Source organism: Escherichia sp. MOD1-EC6021 (assembly GCF_002965245.1).
GTDB classification, from domain to species: domain Bacteria; phylum Pseudomonadota; class Gammaproteobacteria; order Enterobacterales; family Enterobacteriaceae; genus Escherichia; species Escherichia coli_F.
The window spans coordinates 13,435-29,281 of the sequence record NZ_PTRU01000005.1 but is presented as its reverse complement, the minus strand read 5'-3'; the positions used below and the strand labels follow the sequence as shown (position 1 = coordinate 29,281).

Here is a 15,847-nt window from a genome sequence, read left to right as displayed (position 1 = left end):
ATACTGCTGTAACGTTAATTTTCTGAGTAATGCTGATTATGCACCAAGTTGTCTGTGCGACCACCAATCCCGCTAAAATTCAGGCCATTCTGCAGGCATTTCACGAGATCTTCGGCGAAGGATCCTGCCATATTGCATCCGTTGCCGTCGAGAGCGGTGTACCGGAACAGCCCTTTGGTAGTGAGGAAACGCGCGCTGGCGCACGAAATCGGGTGGCAAATGCTCGCTGTTTACATCCAGAGGCTGATTTTTGGGTGGCGATTGAAGCAGGGATTGATGGTGACAGCACCTTCAGTTGGGTGGTGATTGAAAACGCCAGCCAGCGTGGCGAAGCGCGTTCGGCAACTTTGCCGTTGCCTGAGGTGATTCTGGAGAAAGTGCGTGAAGGCGAGGCGCTCGGCCCTGTGATGTCGCATTATACCGGCATTGATGAAATTGGCCGTAAAGAAGGTGCAATCGGCGTATTTACCGCCGGGAAGCTCACTCGCGCCAGCGTCTATCACCAGGCGGTGATCCTGGCGCTGAGTCCGTTTCATAATGCCGTGTATCAGTGATCTTTCAGCAACACCTCTTCCAGCCACTGGCGCAGCTCGACAGGCGCGGCTTTCAGGCTGTTAGATCCACGCGTAATCGTCGCGATGCCCGCGCCGAGTTCATTTTTCAACTCACGCTGGCTCATTTCGCCGCGCAACAGCTCTTCGACAATACGCACGCGAGTCCCCAACGCTTCGCGCTCATCTGGCGTCAGCATCAGGTTTAACAACGGTAAATGGAGATCGTTTTGGTAGGCATTCTTAAGCAGGTCGACAAAACGTAACCACTCCTGGTGACGCTGTTCTGCCATCGCTGCTGAATAGGGTGATTGTTGGGCCATAATATGTCGCCATTGTTAGCGGGGGAAGCAAAATGCCTCCCCCGGTTGTACTCGCTAAAGAGTACGATAGCATATCATAAACGTGCGGATCAGTAACGACGTCCCCATTCCGTGGCGCTCATCAACGTTGGTTTATCCCCCATGAAATAGCGGTAGTAAGCGTCATAAGCCAGCACGTTCTTCACATAACCGCGCGTCTCAGAGAACGGAATACTCTCGACAAATGCCACTGCGTCGATACGACCAGCGCTGTTGCCAAGCCAGGTGCGCACTCGTCCAGGTCCGGCGTTATAAGCTGCTGAGGCGAAAATACGGTTATTGCCAAACTGCTGATAAACATATTGCAGGTAACTGGTGCCGATGTTGATGTTCGTTTCCGGATCCAGCAATTGCCCAGGGCTGCTGTAGCCAGGAATAGAGAACATCCTCACCGTATGGGTCGCCGTACCAGGCATAATCTGCATCAGCCCGCTGGCCCCTACCGGTGACTTCACTTTCGGATTCCAGGCGCTCTCCTGACGGGCAATCGCCATCGCATAGCTTTGCGGGATCTCCTTACCGCTGGTGTAACGTTTGAAAAAATCGTTGTAGGCCAGCGGGAATCGTTCTTCCAGATGATCCCACAACTTCCCGGCGATCGTCGCCTGAACGCTGAGATCCCACCATTGGTTGTTGAAAGCATACCGTGCCAGCTGTGCCTGCTCTGTTTTTGACTTGCTCTTCACCAGATTGGCCCACTCGCTACGCGCGGTGTTATCGAGATTCCAGTACATCAACTCGCGCACGCGCGCCATCTCCGGCCCCTGAGTCAGGGTGCTGTCAACATTCTGCGGCGCTTTATCAATCTTCAGCTCATACTCTTCGCCGATGCGCTGTGCAGCAACCATCGGGTAGAAACCACGCTGTTGCATGAGTTGATGCAGAATCTCTTTCGCTTCAGCTTCACGTCCGCGTTCCAGCAATAAATCGGCCTGCCAGTAACGCCATTCATCTTTCTCTTTCGCTTCCATCGGCAAACGCGCCAGCCAGGTATTCAGGCCACGCCGATCGCCAGTACCAAGCGCCATCCGCACTCGGCGTTCAATCAACGAGGTGGATTGCGAGCGCATAATGGCGTCATCGCGCCATTTCGCCTGCTCGTCGGTGACATCGTTGCCCATCAAACGCCAGGCGACGATATCGCGCAGTTCCTGAATCTGATCTTCATTAAGCTGCTGTGCCTGAGCAAGCGATGGAATCATCAGCCGTGCATTTTCAGCATCCTGCCGTGCCACGCTGGCAAACGCCACCGCCGCCATTTGACGGGTAAAATCGGTCGCACCGGTTGTACGCGCGAAGGTCAGTACCGTATTAGGGTTGTTCGCCAGAGAAATAATCGCCGAGGCGATAGTCTGGTAATCAGCAGGCATCTGACCTGCCAGCACTGTCACCAGACCCGTGTTACCCGCTTTCATCGCCAGACGGATACGCTCTAAATACGCCAGCGGATCTTGTTTGCCTGACGCACGCCAGACACTAAATAACTTGTCACAAGCGTTAGGCTGGCTCTTGCCGGTTAGCCACAACTCTTTCGCCCCTTGCCAGGCTTCTTCACTCTGCCCGGTGTTCCATTTCGCATAGTAGTAATTACATTGCGCTTCGGTAGTTCCGGGCTTTTCCGGGCTAAAGGCTAACAAGCCACGCCAGTCTTCACGCCGCGCCAGTTCATTGACGAAACGAGATTGCAGCGTGCGAGCGGGAGGAAGCGTGGGGTTAGCGCGAACAAAGTTAGTGACCGTCACCGCCGGTTGATTCATCAGGTCATCGGTGATCTGACGGTATTCCAGGTAGGGATAAAGCGGATAATCTTTCAGTCCAGGCATCATTTGTTCGACCACATCCATTTGTCGATTATCCCAGGCCTGCTTAATTTGCGCGTAACGGCTACGCTGCTCATCCAGTGAGTCGGCTCGCGCCACGCTGCTGACCGTCAGCAGACAGACACCGACAGCCAACAGCCGCCAGGTAACGTGTTTGGCTTTTTCCACAAGCGCATCCTCTAAGTGTCAATACATCAATGCAGCGTCATGCCGCGTAATAGATTTATGCTAACCAGTCATTGCCGTTTACGCCACGTTACGGACACTTTTTTACTTTTACTGCGAGGGTGATCGACCGGCTGGGATTAGATAAGGAAACAGGCTACACTTCGCCTTTGAAAAATCATCATCACGATAAACATAGAGGCGAAGTCCAACGTGGCTCAATTCGTTTATACCATGCATCGTGTCGGCAAAGTTGTTCCGCCGAAACGTCATATTTTGAAAAACATCTCTCTGAGTTTCTTCCCTGGGGCAAAAATTGGTGTCCTGGGTCTGAACGGCGCGGGTAAGTCTACCCTGCTGCGCATTATGGCGGGCATTGATAAAGACATCGAAGGTGAAGCGCGTCCGCAACCGGATATCAAGATTGGTTACCTGCCGCAGGAACCTCAGCTGAACCCGGAACACACCGTGCGTGAGTCCATTGAAGAAGCGGTTTCTGAAGTGGTTAACGCTCTGAAACGTCTGGATGAAGTGTATGCGCTGTACGCCGATCCGGATGCCGATTTTGACAAGCTGGCCGCTGAACAAGGCCGTCTGGAAGAGATCATTCAGGCTCATGACGGTCATAACCTGAACGTTCAGCTGGAGCGTGCGGCGGATGCGCTGCGTCTGCCGGACTGGGACGCGAAAATCGCTAACCTTTCCGGTGGTGAGCGTCGTCGCGTGGCGTTGTGCCGCCTGCTGTTGGAAAAACCAGACATGCTGCTGCTCGACGAACCGACCAACCACCTGGATGCCGAATCCGTAGCGTGGCTGGAACGCTTCCTGCACGACTTCGAGGGCACCGTGGTGGCGATTACCCACGACCGTTACTTCCTCGATAACGTTGCAGGCTGGATCCTCGAACTTGACCGCGGTGAAGGTATTCCGTGGGAAGGTAACTACTCCTCCTGGCTGGAGCAGAAAGATCAGCGTCTGGCGCAGGAAGCTTCACAAGAAGCAGCGCGTCGTAAGTCGATCGAGAAAGAGCTGGAGTGGGTACGTCAGGGAACTAAAGGCCGTCAGTCGAAAGGTAAAGCACGTCTGGCGCGCTTTGAAGAGCTGAACAGCACCGAATATCAGAAACGTAACGAAACCAACGAACTGTTTATTCCACCTGGACCGCGTCTGGGCGATAAAGTGCTGGAAGTCAGCAACCTGCGTAAATCTTACGGCGATCGTCTGCTGATTGATGATCTGAGCTTCTCGATCCCTAAAGGGGCGATCGTCGGGATCATCGGTCCGAACGGCGCGGGTAAATCAACCCTGTTCCGTATGATCTCTGGTCAGGAACAGCCAGACAGCGGCACCATCACTTTAGGTGAAACGGTGAAACTGGCATCTGTCGATCAGTTCCGTGACTCAATGGATAACAGCAAAACCGTTTGGGAAGAAGTTTCCGGCGGGCTGGATATCATGAAGATCGGTAACACCGAGATGCCAAGCCGCGCCTACGTTGGCCGCTTTAACTTTAAAGGGGTTGATCAGGGTAAACGCGTTGGTGAACTCTCCGGTGGTGAGCGTGGTCGTCTGCATCTGGCGAAGCTGCTGCAGGTTGGCGGCAACATGCTGCTGCTCGATGAACCGACCAACGACCTGGATATCGAAACCCTGCGTGCGCTGGAAAACGCCCTGCTGGAGTTCCCGGGCTGCGCGATGGTTATCTCGCACGACCGTTGGTTCCTCGACCGTATCGCCACACACATTCTGGATTACCAGGATGAAGGTAAAGTTGAGTTCTTTGAAGGTAACTTTACCGAGTACGAAGAGTACAAGAAACGCACGCTGGGCGCAGACGCGCTGGAGCCGAAGCGTATCAAGTACAAGCGTATTGCGAAGTAATGCGTAAAATGCCGGATGCGGCGCGCCAGCATCGCATCCGGTAATAGTTAAATGATTAATGGGAGGCAAGTTCCCGGAAAAAGGCAGGATTTTCTTTAATTGTGGCAAGTACTTTTGCAGCCAATCCCGTAGGATTTCTTCGCTTCGATTCCCAGCTTTTAATGGTATCCACACTGGTTCCCAGAGCTTTAGCCATCTCACTTTGCGAAACGTTGAGTTGCTCACGAATAGCTTTAACATCCGCAATTTCGTAGCGGGTCACCCGTGCAGGTTCTTTTAAACCTTGTTTAATCTCGACAGCCTCTTCCAGAGAGGTTTTCAACTCATCAAAAAAACTCATTTTATACCTCACCTTTGAGCAGTTTCGTCAACTTCTTTAGTTGAGCTTTTTCCGTATCTGTCAGACTGTCTTTGGCATTCTTCGGATAGGCCATAATCAAATAAATAATCTCTTCCGTCGCCAGAAAGTAAATTATTCTGACACTACCACTTTTTCCCTGTGAACCCGCAGCCATTCGGACTTTACGCAATCCACCAGTCTGCTGAATGAGATCACCTTTATCGGGAGTTCCGATGAGTTCTTTTTGCAATTCCTTTAATTCATCATCGGTTGCAATCTGCTTGATCTGACGCGTAAACATTGGCGTCTCTATAAATATTATCGCCTTGCCCATTACCCCTCCCTGGCAGGTACATTGTACACCAAAATGGAGTACTAAGTACACTTTTGAATCAGTAATATCACTCAACATCTTATAAAGATGATTATCCCTGCTCCCCCATCATCTCCCGCACCAACTCCACGCAGCGCAGGAAACGGCTGTCGTAATCGTCCTCTTCAACCCGCACAAATTCGATATTGTTCTCTTCCAGCATCTCCACCAGCAAGTTCTGGAACTCTTTGCGATCCACCGAACTGCCGAGACTGCGTAAACCATCCGCCACCCACGGCGTGTTGTTCTCCAGCAGAATCACCAGATCAAAACGGTATTCATCGATCAGCGCCTGTACGAACGGATGCTCGCGCCCTTCGTACTTTTTGCAGAACGCCTGAGTTGTCACAAAATCGGTGTCGATAAACGCCACTTTATTGGCATATTTTACTGCAAAATCAATATATTGAGCGTGTCCAAGCGCGATTTTATCGTAGTCGGAATACTGCAATGCAATCTCATCGCCGCCAAGATGCGAAAAGACATAATCGCGACCATATTCCCATGCACTGGTAGTGTTGAAGATATTAGCAAGTTTGTTTACCAGGGTGGATTTACCGCTCGATTCGCCGCCGAGGATCGCCACGGTGCGCACAAAGAACGGCTTCACTTCGGTGGGAATATATTCCCAGTAGCGGAACGGGTTTTCGCGGATCTGCGCACCGCTGATACTCATAAAGGTGCGTTTCGGATCGACCAGCACCGTTTCGATCCCCAGATGTTCCATATACTGTGGCGCATCGGCTTCTTCCGAGGTGTAGATCAGATCCGGCTGGATCCCTTTTTCAGCCATAAACTTTTTGATGCCGTTGCTCCACACATCCCAGCCATGCGGATACGGCTCCATACCCTCTTCGTTGAAAGCATGAATGCGAATATTTTTCTGATATTTAAAAGTTTGCAATAACCAGCGCAGACGATCCGGCACCGTTGGCTGCTGCGACATGGCGCTGTCTTCGAACAGTGCGCGGTCACGGGTATCGTCAAAGCCCATAATGATATGCAACTCGTCAACCTGACTACAGGCACGCTGGATAAGGTAGATATGTCCGGTATGCAGCGGGTAAAACTTACCGAATACAACACCAATAGTTTTCTTCTGCCGGGGAAATTCAAGTCCCAAATAACGGTGCAACGCCTCCAGCTTTTGCGCGCTGGGGCTTTTAATTTTGGCATTCAGTAACTGGCTTAAATACCCTTTGGTCATACCGCTGGCATCAGCCACCTGCTGTAGCGTACAGCCCTGTTGCTTGATGGCAGTTTTCAGATAATCAAATGACGACATATCTCCCTCCGTATCTCTCATTATAAGTCGTCGAACACGCTAAGCGCGTCGGAGAGTTTTTTAACGCCAAAAATCTGCATCCCTTCCGGCGCTTTTTTCGGCACGTTGGCTGCCGGAACAATCGCCCGCCGAAAACCATGTTTCGCCGCTTCAGAAATCCGCTCCTGGCCGCTGGGCACCGGGCGGATCTCCCCTGCCAGCCCGACTTCACCAAACACCACCAGATCCTGCGGTAGCGGTCTGTCGCGCAGGCTGGAAACCATCGCCAGTAGTAACGCTAAATCGGCACTGGTTTCCGTCACCTTCACGCCGCCGACCACGTTCACAAATACATCCTGATCGGCCATTTGCAGACCACCGTGACGGTGCAACACCGCCAGCAGGATCGCCAAACGGTTTTGCTCCAGCCCCACTGCCACGCGGCGCGGATTCGCCATCATCGAGTGATCGACCAGCGCCTGGATCTCCACCAGCAGCGGACGAGTTCCTTCCCACACCACCATCACTGAGCTGCCGGAGGTCACTTCATCGCCGCGACTTAAGAAAATTGCCGAAGGGTTACTGACTTCACGCAGCCCCTGCTCGGTCATCGCAAATACGCCCAGTTCATTTACCGCGCCGAAGCGGTTTTTATGGCTGCGCAGGGTGCGGAAACGGGAGTCGGCATCGCCGTCCAGAAGCACCGAGCAGTCGATACAGTGTTCCAGCACTTTAGGGCCTGCCAGCGAACCATCTTTGGTTACGTGCCCCACCATGACAATCGCCACACCGCGCGTTTTGGCGAAGCGCGTCAGATAAGCCGCCGTTTCACGCACCTGTGCCACGCTGCCAGGCGATGATTGTACATCCGCCATATGCATCACCTGGATGGAGTCAATGACCATCAGCTTCGGTTGCTCTTCTTCGGCAATCAGGCAGATCTGTTCGATGCTGGTTTCCGACAACATATTGAGATTGTCAGTCGGCAGGCCGAGGCGATGAGCGCGCATTGCCACCTGTTGCAGCGACTCTTCGCCAGTGACATATAGCGTTTTCATCTGCTGCGCCAGTTTGCACAGCGTTTGCAGTAGCAGCGTGGATTTCCCGGCTCCTGGGTTACCGCCAATCAGAATAGCGCTTCCTGGCACTACGCCACCGCCTAATACGCGGTCGAACTCTTTAAATCCGGTGGAAAAACGCGGCAACTCCTCAAGGCTGATATCGGAGAGTTTCTGGACTTTTGCCACCCCGGCGCTACCGGCATAGCCACTGAGACGCTCGTTACGCGCCACCGTTGGCGACGCAGCAAGACGCACCTCGGTGATGGTGTTCCAGGCATGGCAGGCGCTGCACTGCCCCTGCCAGCGCGGATAATCGGCCCCGCATTCATTACAAACAAAGGCGCGTTTTGGAGCTTTTGCCACGGTGTACCTCGTTAATACTGTGCCGCCCGCAGGATGACGGGCGGACAATTACTTCTGATTCAGGCTGCCAGAGAGGATGCAGAATACCCCCATCAGGTCAGCGTGACGGATGGTGACTTCCGTCTTTTCATTCACTTTTGGCTTGGCATGGTAGGCAATCCCCAGACCTGCCGCTTTGATCATCGGCAGGTCGTTGGCACCATCGCCAATCGCCACGGTTTGCGCCAGCGGGATTTCATACTCCTGCGCCAGGCGGGTAAGGGTTTTCGCTTTATACTGAGCGTCTACAATGTCGCCAATCACATTACCGGTAAATTTACCGTCCATGATCTCCAGTTCATTGGCTACTACGGCGGTCAGGCGCAGCTTATCGCGCAGGTATTCGGCAAAGAAGGTAAAACCGCCGGAGGCAATCGCCACTTTCCAGCCCAGCGTTTCCAGTTTGAGTACCAGCTGCGTTAAGCCTGGCATCAGCGGCAGATTTTCCCGCACCTGTTGCAGAATGTTCGCGTCAGCGCCTTTCAGCGTCGCCACGCGGCTGCGCAGGCTGGCGGTAAAATCGAGTTCGCCGCGCATCGCCCGCTCGGTTACTTCCGCCACCATCTCGCCGGTTCCGGCCAGTTTGGCAATTTCGTCAATACATTCAATCTGAATGGCGGTGGAATCCATGTCCATCACCAGCAGACCTGGCGTGCGCAGATGCGGAATTTTCCCCAGCGGCGCGACATCCAGTTGTGCTTCATGGGCCAGGCGCGTAGCCCGGGCGGTAAGCGAACCTGCCAGACGAATCACCTGATAATCTTCCACGCACCAGGCGGCAACAATCACCATCGCCGCGCCCAGTTTGCTTTGGTACTGGGTCAGACGTTGTTTATCCAGCCCACGACCATACAGCAGCCAGCCGCTACGACCTGCGTGGTAATCCAGTGGCATCACTTCATCACCACTTAATGAAAGAGGCAGACCAGGCCATAAAGAGACATCTTCAGGCAGGTCGCACCAGGTAATGTTAGGCATTAAGGCTCCTGTAAAATCGTTCGAAGCAGGGAAAATAACGCATGAGGCTACCTTGTATCCATTGCTTCTGGCAACATTAAGTCTCAAATTTTCAAAGGGTGGAAGATGGCTCGCACAAAACTGAAATTCCGGCTGCATCGGGCAGTGATTGTCCTGTTCTGTCTTGCCTTGTTAGTGGCGCTGATGCAGGGGGCATCATGGTTTAGTCAAAACCACCAGCGACAGCGTAATCCACAGCTGGAAGAACTGGCCCGCACCCTGGCGCGGCAGGTAACGCTGAACGTTGCGCCGCTGATGCGCACCGACTCGCCGGATGAAAAACGTATTCAGGCGATCCTCGATCAGTTAACGGATGAAAGCCGCATCCTCGACGCGGGCGTGTATGACGAACAAGGCGATCTTATCGCCCGTTCTGGCGAAAGCGTCGAAGTGCGTGACCGGCTGGCGCTCGACGGTAAAAAAGCGGGCGGCTATTTTAACCAGCAGATTGTCGAACCCATTGCAGGGAAAAATGGTCCGCTTGGCTATCTGCGCCTGACGCTCGACACCCATACGCTCGCCACCGAAGCTCAACAGGTGGATAACACCACTAACATTTTACGCCTGATGTTGTTGCTCTCGCTGGCAATCGGCGTGGTGCTGACCCGCACGCTGCTACAGGGTAAACGCACCCGCTGGCAGCAATCCCCCTTCCTGTTAACCGCCAGCAAACCGGTGCCGGAAGAGGAAGAAAGCGAGAAAAAAGAGTGACCCATTACTACAAGAAAGGAAATCGTTATGTCCACATTACGCCTGCTCATCTCTGACTCTTACGATCCGTGGTTTAACCTTGCGGTGGAAGAGTGTATTTTTCGCCAGATGCCCGCCACGCAGCGCGTTCTGTTTCTCTGGCGCAATGCTGACACCGTGGTGATTGGTCGCGCGCAGAACCCGTGGAAAGAGTGTAATACCCGGCGGATGGAAGAAGATAACGTTCGCCTGGCGCGGCGCAGTAGCGGTGGCGGCGCGGTGTTCCACGATCTCGGCAATACCTGTTTTACCTTCATGGCTGGCAAGCCGGAATACGATAAAACGATCTCCACCTCGATTGTGCTCAATGCACTGAACGCGCTCGGTGTCAGCGCCGAAGCGTCCGGACGTAACGATTTGGTGGTGAAAACCGCCGAAGGCGACCGTAAAGTCTCAGGCTCGGCCTATCGCGAAACCAAAGATCGTGGCTTCCATCACGGCACCTTGCTACTCAATGCCGACCTTAGCCGCCTGGCAAACTATCTCAACCCGGATAAAAAGAAACTGGCGGCGAAAGGCATTACGTCGGTACGTTCCCGCGTGACCAATCTGACCGAATTGCTGCCGGGAATTACCCATGAGCAGGTTTGCGAAGCCATAACCGAGGCCTTTTTCGCCCATTATGGCGAGCGTGTAGAAGCGGAAATTATCTCCCCGGACAAAACGCCGGACTTGCCGAACTTCGCCGAAACCTTTGCCCGCCAGAGTAGCTGGGAATGGAATTTCGGACAGGCTCCAGCGTTCTCGCATCTGCTGGATGAACGCTTTACCTGGGGCGGCGTAGAACTGCATTTCGACGTCGAAAAAGGCCATATCACCCGCGCCCAAGTGTTTACCGATAGCCTCAACCCCGCACCTCTGGAAGCTCTCGCCGGACGACTGCAAGGCTGCCTATACCGCGCTGACATGCTGCAACAAGAGTGTGAAGCGCTGTTGGTTGACTTCCCTGAACAGGAAAAAGAGCTACGGGAGTTGTCGACGTGGATAGCGGGAGCGGTACGGTAACTCGCTGATTAAAATATCCAGGGAAGGAAATATGATCGATCTGAAGAACCAGGAACGGGAGATTATCAATTTAATGTTCAGCCAGGGTATATCCTGGCTAACCGCCGTGCGTATCAGGCATAAACTATCACTTGCTGAAGTTAGTAAAATGTTGGGTATCTCGATTAATTCTCTAAAACAAATCGAAAAGACGGAACGGCTTAGTTCAAACATCAAAAACAAAATGGCAGGAATTTATGGTTGCCCGCCAGAGTTGCTGATATGCCCTTACTGGATGACGGCTGAACATAAATGAATAGATTCGTGAATAGATACTCGAATGGATTTAATTTTCTATCCATATGAAAAATAATAGTAAATCTATAAATCAGTTGCTATTGATGAATAAATACTAAAAAGCCGGAGCAGTCTCCCGCTCCGGCTTCACAAGGCAATCGCCTTTCAGCAAAACACAATTACTCTTTATCGCCCAGCAGAACGGATTCCAGTGCGATTTTGATCATGTCGTTGAAGGTGGTCTGACGCTCAGCGGCAGTGGTCTGCTCGTGAGTGCGGATGTGGTCAGACACGGTGCAGATGGTCAGGGCTTTCGCGCCAAATTCTGCAGCGACGCCGTAGATACCAGCTGCTTCCATTTCCACGCCGAGGATGCCGTATTTTTCCATCACGTCGAACATTTCGCCGTCCGGAGAGTAGAACAGGTCAGCGGAGAACAGGTTACCAACGCGAGCATCAATGCCCAGTGCTTTAGCTGCATCTACTGCGTTACGCACCATGTCGAAGTCAGCGATAGCGGCAAAGTCATGGTCTTTAAAACGGATGCGGTTAACTTTGGAATCGGTGCAGGCACCCATACCAATCACTACGTCACGCAGTTTTACGTGCGGCAGAACTGCACCACAGGAACCAACGCGAATGATTTTCTTCACGCCGAAATCGGTGATCAATTCTTTAGTGTAGATGGAGCAGGACGGGATACCCATACCGTGGCCCATTACAGAAATTTTGCGGCCTTTGTAAGTACCGGTGAAGCCCAGCATACCGCGAACGTTGTTCACTTCACGAGCATCTTCAAGGAAAGTTTCAGCAATATACTTCGCACGCAGCGGGTCGCCTGGCATCAAAACTACGTCAGCGAAATCGCCCATTTCTGCATTAATGTGTGGAGTAGCCATCATTTTATCCTTTTTGTGACATATTAAAGGCGGAGTCACTGCTCCGCCCAAATCCATCAGAACATGGCTTTGCCATATTCCATATCAGAAGTACCAAAATATTTTGCCAGAGTCTGGCCGATATCCGCGAAAGTTTCACGGTGCCCCAGCGAACCCGGTTTTACTTTCGGGCCGTAAACCAGTACCGGAATGTGTTCACGGGTATGGTCAGTACCGGTCCAGGTCGGATCACAACCGTGGTCAGCGGTGAGGATCAGGATGTCGTCATCGCGCAGCAAAGACATCAGCTCTGGCAGACGGCGGTCGAACAGTTCCAGACCCGCAGCATAACCGGCAACGTCGCGACGGTGACCCCAGGAAGAGTCGAAGTCAACGAAGTTGGTGAAGACGATGGTGTTATCACCCGCTTCTTTCATCTCTTTGATGGTGGCGTCAAACAGCGCGTCCAGGCCGGTCGCTTTCACTTTTTTGGTGATGCCGCAGTTAGCGTAGATGTCTGCAATTTTACCGACAGAAACCACCTGGCCGTGTTTTTCATCAACCAGTTTCTGCAGCACGGTCGGTGCTGGCGGTTCAACAGCCAGGTCGTGACGGTTACCGGTACGCTGGAAGTTACCGGCTTTATCGCCGATAAACGGACGAGCGATAACACGACCGATGTTGTAGCCGCCGTTGGTCAGCTCTTCACGGGCGATTTCGCACAGTTCGTAGAGTTTATCCAGACCGAAAGTTTCTTCATGGCAGGCAATCTGGAACACGGAGTCAGCGGAGGTATAGAAAATCGGCTTGCCGGTTTTCATGTGCTCTTCGCCCAGCTGATCCAGAATGACCGTACCGGAAGAGTGGCAGTTACCGAGGTAACCCGGCAGATTAGCGCGCTCGACCAGTTTATCCAGCAGCTCTTGCGGGAAGCTATTTTCGTGATCGGAGAAGTATCCCCATTCAAACAGAACCGGGACACCGGCGATTTCCCAGTGACCAGACGGGGTATCTTTACCGGATGACATTTCGTGCGCCCATGCGTACGCGCCGATAACTTCAGCGTTGCCGTCCATTCCCGCCGGAATGAAACCGGTAGAACCTTCGTGTGCTTTCGCCAACCCCAGACGGGTCAGATTTGGCAGATTGAGCGGGCCTTTACGACCATTATCAGCTTCGCCTTTGGCGCAAGCTTCTGCGATATGACCCAGGGTGTCAGCCCCGACGTCACCAAAACGTTCTGCATCTTCTGTAGCGCCGATGCCGAATGAGTCCAGCACCATAATAAATGCACGTTTCATATGTTCTCCGTACTCAGTGCTTCAAATTTAAATGATCAGATCAGTATACCGTTATTCGCTGATACGGCGATAGACAGTTGGTGTGCTTTCCGGTGCTTTATCGGCAAGTTTAATTGCCGCTTTCACCGCTTTCGCCGCTTCCTGCCAGCTGTTTTCGTCTTTCGCGTGGATAACCGCCAGCGGACGCTGACCGTCTACCTGGTCGCCCAGACGCGCCATATCAGTAAAGCCGACGCTGTAATCGATGGTGTCAGATGCCTGACGGCGACCGCCGCCCATTGCAACCACTGCCATTCCCAGCGCGCGGGTATCCATTTCACTGACAAAACCTTCGGTATCAGCATAGACTGCTTTCGTCAGCATCGCTGTCGGTAGATACTTCGCGTAGTTCTCAACGAAGTCAGTCGGGCCTTTTTGTGCCGCTACCATACGACCAAAGACTTCTGCCGCTTTACCGTTGTCCAGCACCGCCTGCAATTTCGCGCGCGCTTCGGCGTCATCTTTCGCCAGTTTGCCGGAGGTAAGCATCTCCACGCACAGTGCCATCGTGACATCAAACAGACGCGGGTTACGGTACTCACCTGTCAGGAACTGCACCGCTTCACGTACTTCAACCGCGTTACCGGCACTGGAGGCCAGCACCTGATTCATGTCGGTGAGTAGCGCGGTGGTGCGCACGCCAGCGCCATTAGCCACGCCAACAATCGCTTCGGCAAGGGCTTCAGAGAGTTCGTAGGTCGGCATAAATGCACCGCTACCGACTTTCACGTCCATCACCAGTGCATCCAGACCTTCCGCCAGTTTCTTCGCCAGGATCGAGGCAGTGATCAGCGGGATGGAATCCACGGTTGCGGTAATATCGCGGGTCGCGTAGAAACGTTTATCCGCCGGAGCCAGTGAACTGGTCTGGCCAATAATCGCCACGCCGACGTCTTTAATAATTTCGCGGAAACGGTTGTCATCCGGGAAAATGTCGAAGCCAGGGATGGATTCCAGTTTGTCGAGCGTACCGCCAGTATGGCCGAGGCCGCGACCGGAGATCATCGGAATATAGCCGCCGCAGGCTGCGACCATTGGCCCCAACATCAGCGAAGTCACATCGCCGACGCCGCCGGTCGAGTGTTTATCAACAATCGGGCCATTCAGATGCAGGCTTTTCCAGTCGAGAACGGTTCCTGAATCTCGCATCGCCATCGTCAGCGAGACACGCTCCGGCATTGTCATATCGTGGAAGAAAATGGTCATCGCGAGGGCGGCAATCTGCCCTTCGGAGATAGTGTTGTCGCGAATACCGTTGATAAAGAAGCGAATTTCTTCATCGCTCAGCGCATGACCATCACGTTTTTTACGAATAATTTCTTGTGCGAGAAACAAGGTAACCTCCCGTGGAATAAGTTTGAAGGCGTTGTTGCCAGATGGCGGATGTTGTTATTGCCTGATGCGATGCTGACGCATCTTACAAGGCCTACACGGCACTCGACCCGTAGGCCGGATAAGGCGTTCGCGCCGCATCCGGCATCCACCCTCTGGCAAAAGGCAGCTTAGTAGCTGCTGGCGCTCTTACCGTCGCCGTGGCCCAGCGCTTTCAGCAAGCTTGCCAGCAGGCTGGAAGCACCAAAGCGGTAGTGACGCGCATCTGCCCAGTCAGCACCGAACAGTTCATCTGCAATCGCGAGATATTTCTGCGCATCTTCCGCAGTACGCACGCCGCCCGCAGGTTTGAAACCAACGGTTTTCTCTACGCCCATATCACGGATCACTTCCATCATGATGCGCGCGCTTTCCGGCGTCGCGTTCACTGCTACTTTACCGGTAGAGGTTTTGATGAAATCAGCACCCGCTTTAATGGAGATTTCAGACGCTTTGCGGATCAGCGCTTCGTCTTTCAGTTCGCCGGTTTCGATGATCACTTTCAGCAGTACATTCGCTGCCGCGCAAGCCTCTTTACAGGCTTTCACCAGGTCAAAACCAACCTGCTCGTTACCCGCCATCAGCGCACGGTACGGGAACACCACATCAACCTCATCGGCACCGTAGGCGATTGCCGCGCGGGTTTCGGCCAGCGCGATTTCGATATCGTCGTTACCGTGTGGGAAGTTGGTTACCGTAGCGATACGGATTTCCGGGGTACCCTGCTCTTTCAGCGTTTTGCGAGCAATTGGGATAAAGCGAGGATAGATACAGATAGCGGCGGTATTGCCGACCGGAGTTTTGGCCTGATGACACAGGGCGATCACTTTCTCGTCGGTGTCGTCGTCATTCAGGGTGGTCAGGTCCATCAATTTCAGTGCACGCAGGCTGCTTGCTTTCAGATCAGTCATTTCATTCTCCTGGCTTGTCGCCAATAAAATTCACCTTGCGAGTTTGTTAGTATTCTAACATCGACTCCGCAACACACTTC

At 53.1% G+C, this 15,847-nt stretch carries 16 protein-coding genes; 5 read left to right on the top strand and 11 right to left on the bottom strand.

The genetic code is table 11. From position 1 onward, the window contains the following. The first annotated feature begins 38 nt into the window (after positions 1–38). Entirely contained in the window at positions 39–554 is a 516-nt protein-coding gene (gene yjjX / locus BEB54_RS07620; protein ID WP_032183253.1) for an inosine/xanthosine triphosphatase, read from the top strand. Here the strand turns inward: yjjX and trpR are convergent. Continuing rightward, the gene (gene trpR, locus BEB54_RS07615) at positions 548–874 is read right to left on the bottom strand and encodes a trp operon repressor (RefSeq protein WP_000068678.1); all 327 of its coding nucleotides are present in this window, start codon (positions 872–874) and stop codon (positions 548–550) included. The two genes, yjjX and trpR, sit on opposite strands and share 7 nt — an antisense overlap. An 89-nt stretch (positions 875–963) precedes the next feature. Next, a complete protein-coding gene (gene sltY, locus BEB54_RS07610; protein WP_105277262.1) occupies positions 964–2,901 on the bottom strand; it encodes a murein transglycosylase in 1,938 nt (645 codons plus the stop codon). A gap of 210 nt (positions 2,902–3,111) precedes the next feature. Here sltY and ettA point away from each other — a divergent pair, with 210 nt between their 5' ends. Then, a complete protein-coding gene (gene ettA, locus BEB54_RS07600) occupies positions 3,112–4,779 on the top strand; it encodes an energy-dependent translational throttle protein EttA (protein ID WP_000046749.1) in 1,668 nt (555 codons plus the stop codon). Positions 4,780–4,834: 55 nt separating this feature from the next. Here ettA and nadS read toward each other — a convergent pair whose 3' ends face one another. The 5 genes from nadS to serB all read right to left on the bottom strand — a co-directional run bounded on the left by nadS (position 4,835) and on the right by serB (position 9,197). Further along, positions 4,835–5,119 carry a NadS family protein gene (nadS, locus tag BEB54_RS07595; RefSeq protein WP_000007436.1) on the bottom strand — a complete coding sequence of 95 codons (285 nt, stop codon included), beginning with the start codon at positions 5,117–5,119 and terminating at the stop codon, positions 4,835–4,837. Position 5,120: 1 nt separating this feature from the next. Further along, on the bottom strand, positions 5,121–5,453 hold the full coding sequence (locus BEB54_RS07590) for a type II toxin-antitoxin system RelE/ParE family toxin (protein WP_000513551.1): 333 nt from the start codon (positions 5,451–5,453) through the stop codon (positions 5,121–5,123). 91 nt (positions 5,454–5,544) lie between these two features. Next, positions 5,545–6,777, bottom strand: a complete 1,233-nt coding sequence (gene nadR, locus BEB54_RS07585; RefSeq protein WP_000093833.1) for a multifunctional transcriptional regulator/nicotinamide-nucleotide adenylyltransferase/ribosylnicotinamide kinase NadR — start codon at positions 6,775–6,777, stop codon at positions 5,545–5,547. 20 nt (positions 6,778–6,797) lie between these two features. Continuing rightward, positions 6,798–8,180, bottom strand: coding sequence for a DNA repair protein RadA (gene radA, locus BEB54_RS07580; protein ID WP_001029698.1), 1,383 nt, complete (start codon positions 8,178–8,180; stop codon positions 6,798–6,800). Positions 8,181–8,228: 48 nt separating this feature from the next. Beyond that, positions 8,229–9,197 carry a phosphoserine phosphatase gene (gene serB, locus BEB54_RS07575; protein ID WP_001132956.1) on the bottom strand — a complete coding sequence of 323 codons (969 nt, stop codon included), beginning with the start codon at positions 9,195–9,197 and terminating at the stop codon, positions 8,229–8,231. Positions 9,198–9,302: 105 nt separating this feature from the next. Here serB and BEB54_RS07570 point away from each other — a divergent pair, with 105 nt between their 5' ends. From BEB54_RS07570 to BEB54_RS07560, 3 genes are read left to right on the top strand one after another with little or no spacing between them, the layout of a single operon-like run. After that, positions 9,303–9,947 carry a YtjB family periplasmic protein gene (locus BEB54_RS07570; protein ID WP_000124615.1) on the top strand — a complete coding sequence of 215 codons (645 nt, stop codon included), beginning with the start codon at positions 9,303–9,305 and terminating at the stop codon, positions 9,945–9,947. A gap of 27 nt (positions 9,948–9,974) precedes the next feature. After that, the gene (gene lplA, locus BEB54_RS07565) at positions 9,975–10,991 is read left to right on the top strand and encodes a lipoate--protein ligase LplA (protein WP_000105851.1); all 1,017 of its coding nucleotides are present in this window, start codon (positions 9,975–9,977) and stop codon (positions 10,989–10,991) included. Between the two features lie 31 nt (positions 10,992–11,022). Continuing rightward, on the top strand, positions 11,023–11,286 hold the full coding sequence (locus BEB54_RS07560) for a helix-turn-helix domain-containing protein (RefSeq protein ID WP_000566247.1): 264 nt from the start codon (positions 11,023–11,025) through the stop codon (positions 11,284–11,286). Between the two features lie 160 nt (positions 11,287–11,446). Here the strand turns inward: BEB54_RS07560 and deoD are convergent, their stop codons facing one another. The 4 genes from deoD to deoC all read right to left on the bottom strand — a co-directional run bounded on the left by deoD (position 11,447) and on the right by deoC (position 15,767). After that, on the bottom strand, positions 11,447–12,166 hold the full coding sequence (gene deoD / locus BEB54_RS07555; RefSeq protein WP_000224877.1) for a purine-nucleoside phosphorylase: 720 nt from the start codon (positions 12,164–12,166) through the stop codon (positions 11,447–11,449). Positions 12,167–12,222: 56 nt separating this feature from the next. Continuing rightward, on the bottom strand, positions 12,223–13,446 hold the full coding sequence (deoB, locus tag BEB54_RS07550) for a phosphopentomutase (protein WP_000816471.1): 1,224 nt from the start codon (positions 13,444–13,446) through the stop codon (positions 12,223–12,225). A 51-nt stretch (positions 13,447–13,497) separates the two neighbouring features. Continuing rightward, a complete protein-coding gene (deoA, locus tag BEB54_RS07545) occupies positions 13,498–14,820 on the bottom strand; it encodes a thymidine phosphorylase (protein WP_000477829.1) in 1,323 nt (440 codons plus the stop codon). Between the two features lie 167 nt (positions 14,821–14,987). Then, positions 14,988–15,767, bottom strand: a complete 780-nt coding sequence (deoC, locus tag BEB54_RS07540; protein ID WP_001295412.1) for a deoxyribose-phosphate aldolase — start codon at positions 15,765–15,767, stop codon at positions 14,988–14,990. Positions 15,768–15,847 lie beyond the last annotated feature (80 nt).

What these genes read in the sequence shown, in the direction of transcription:
- yjjX (WP_032183253.1), top strand. Translation starts at nt 39, where the DNA reads ATGCACCAAGTTGTCTGTGCGACCACCAATCCCGCTAAAATTCAGGCC.
- trpR (WP_000068678.1), bottom strand. Translation starts at nt 874, where the DNA reads ATGGCCCAACAATCACCCTATTCAGCAGCGATGGCAGAACAGCGTCAC.
- nadS (WP_000007436.1), bottom strand. Translation starts at nt 5,119, where the DNA reads ATGAGTTTTTTTGATGAGTTGAAAACCTCTCTGGAAGAGGCTGTCGAG.
- BEB54_RS07590 (WP_000513551.1), bottom strand. Translation starts at nt 5,453, where the DNA reads ATGGGCAAGGCGATAATATTTATAGAGACGCCAATGTTTACGCGTCAG.
- nadR (WP_000093833.1), bottom strand. Translation starts at nt 6,777, where the DNA reads ATGTCGTCATTTGATTATCTGAAAACTGCCATCAAGCAACAGGGCTGT.
- serB (WP_001132956.1), bottom strand. Translation starts at nt 9,197, where the DNA reads ATGCCTAACATTACCTGGTGCGACCTGCCTGAAGATGTCTCTTTATGG.
- BEB54_RS07570 (WP_000124615.1), top strand. Translation starts at nt 9,303, where the DNA reads ATGGCTCGCACAAAACTGAAATTCCGGCTGCATCGGGCAGTGATTGTC.
- lplA (WP_000105851.1), top strand. Translation starts at nt 9,975, where the DNA reads ATGTCCACATTACGCCTGCTCATCTCTGACTCTTACGATCCGTGGTTT.
- BEB54_RS07560 (WP_000566247.1), top strand. Translation starts at nt 11,023, where the DNA reads ATGATCGATCTGAAGAACCAGGAACGGGAGATTATCAATTTAATGTTC.
- deoD (WP_000224877.1), bottom strand. Translation starts at nt 12,166, where the DNA reads ATGGCTACTCCACACATTAATGCAGAAATGGGCGATTTCGCTGACGTA.
- deoB (WP_000816471.1), bottom strand. Translation starts at nt 13,446, where the DNA reads ATGAAACGTGCATTTATTATGGTGCTGGACTCATTCGGCATCGGCGCT.
- deoC (WP_001295412.1), bottom strand. Translation starts at nt 15,767, where the DNA reads ATGACTGATCTGAAAGCAAGCAGCCTGCGTGCACTGAAATTGATGGAC.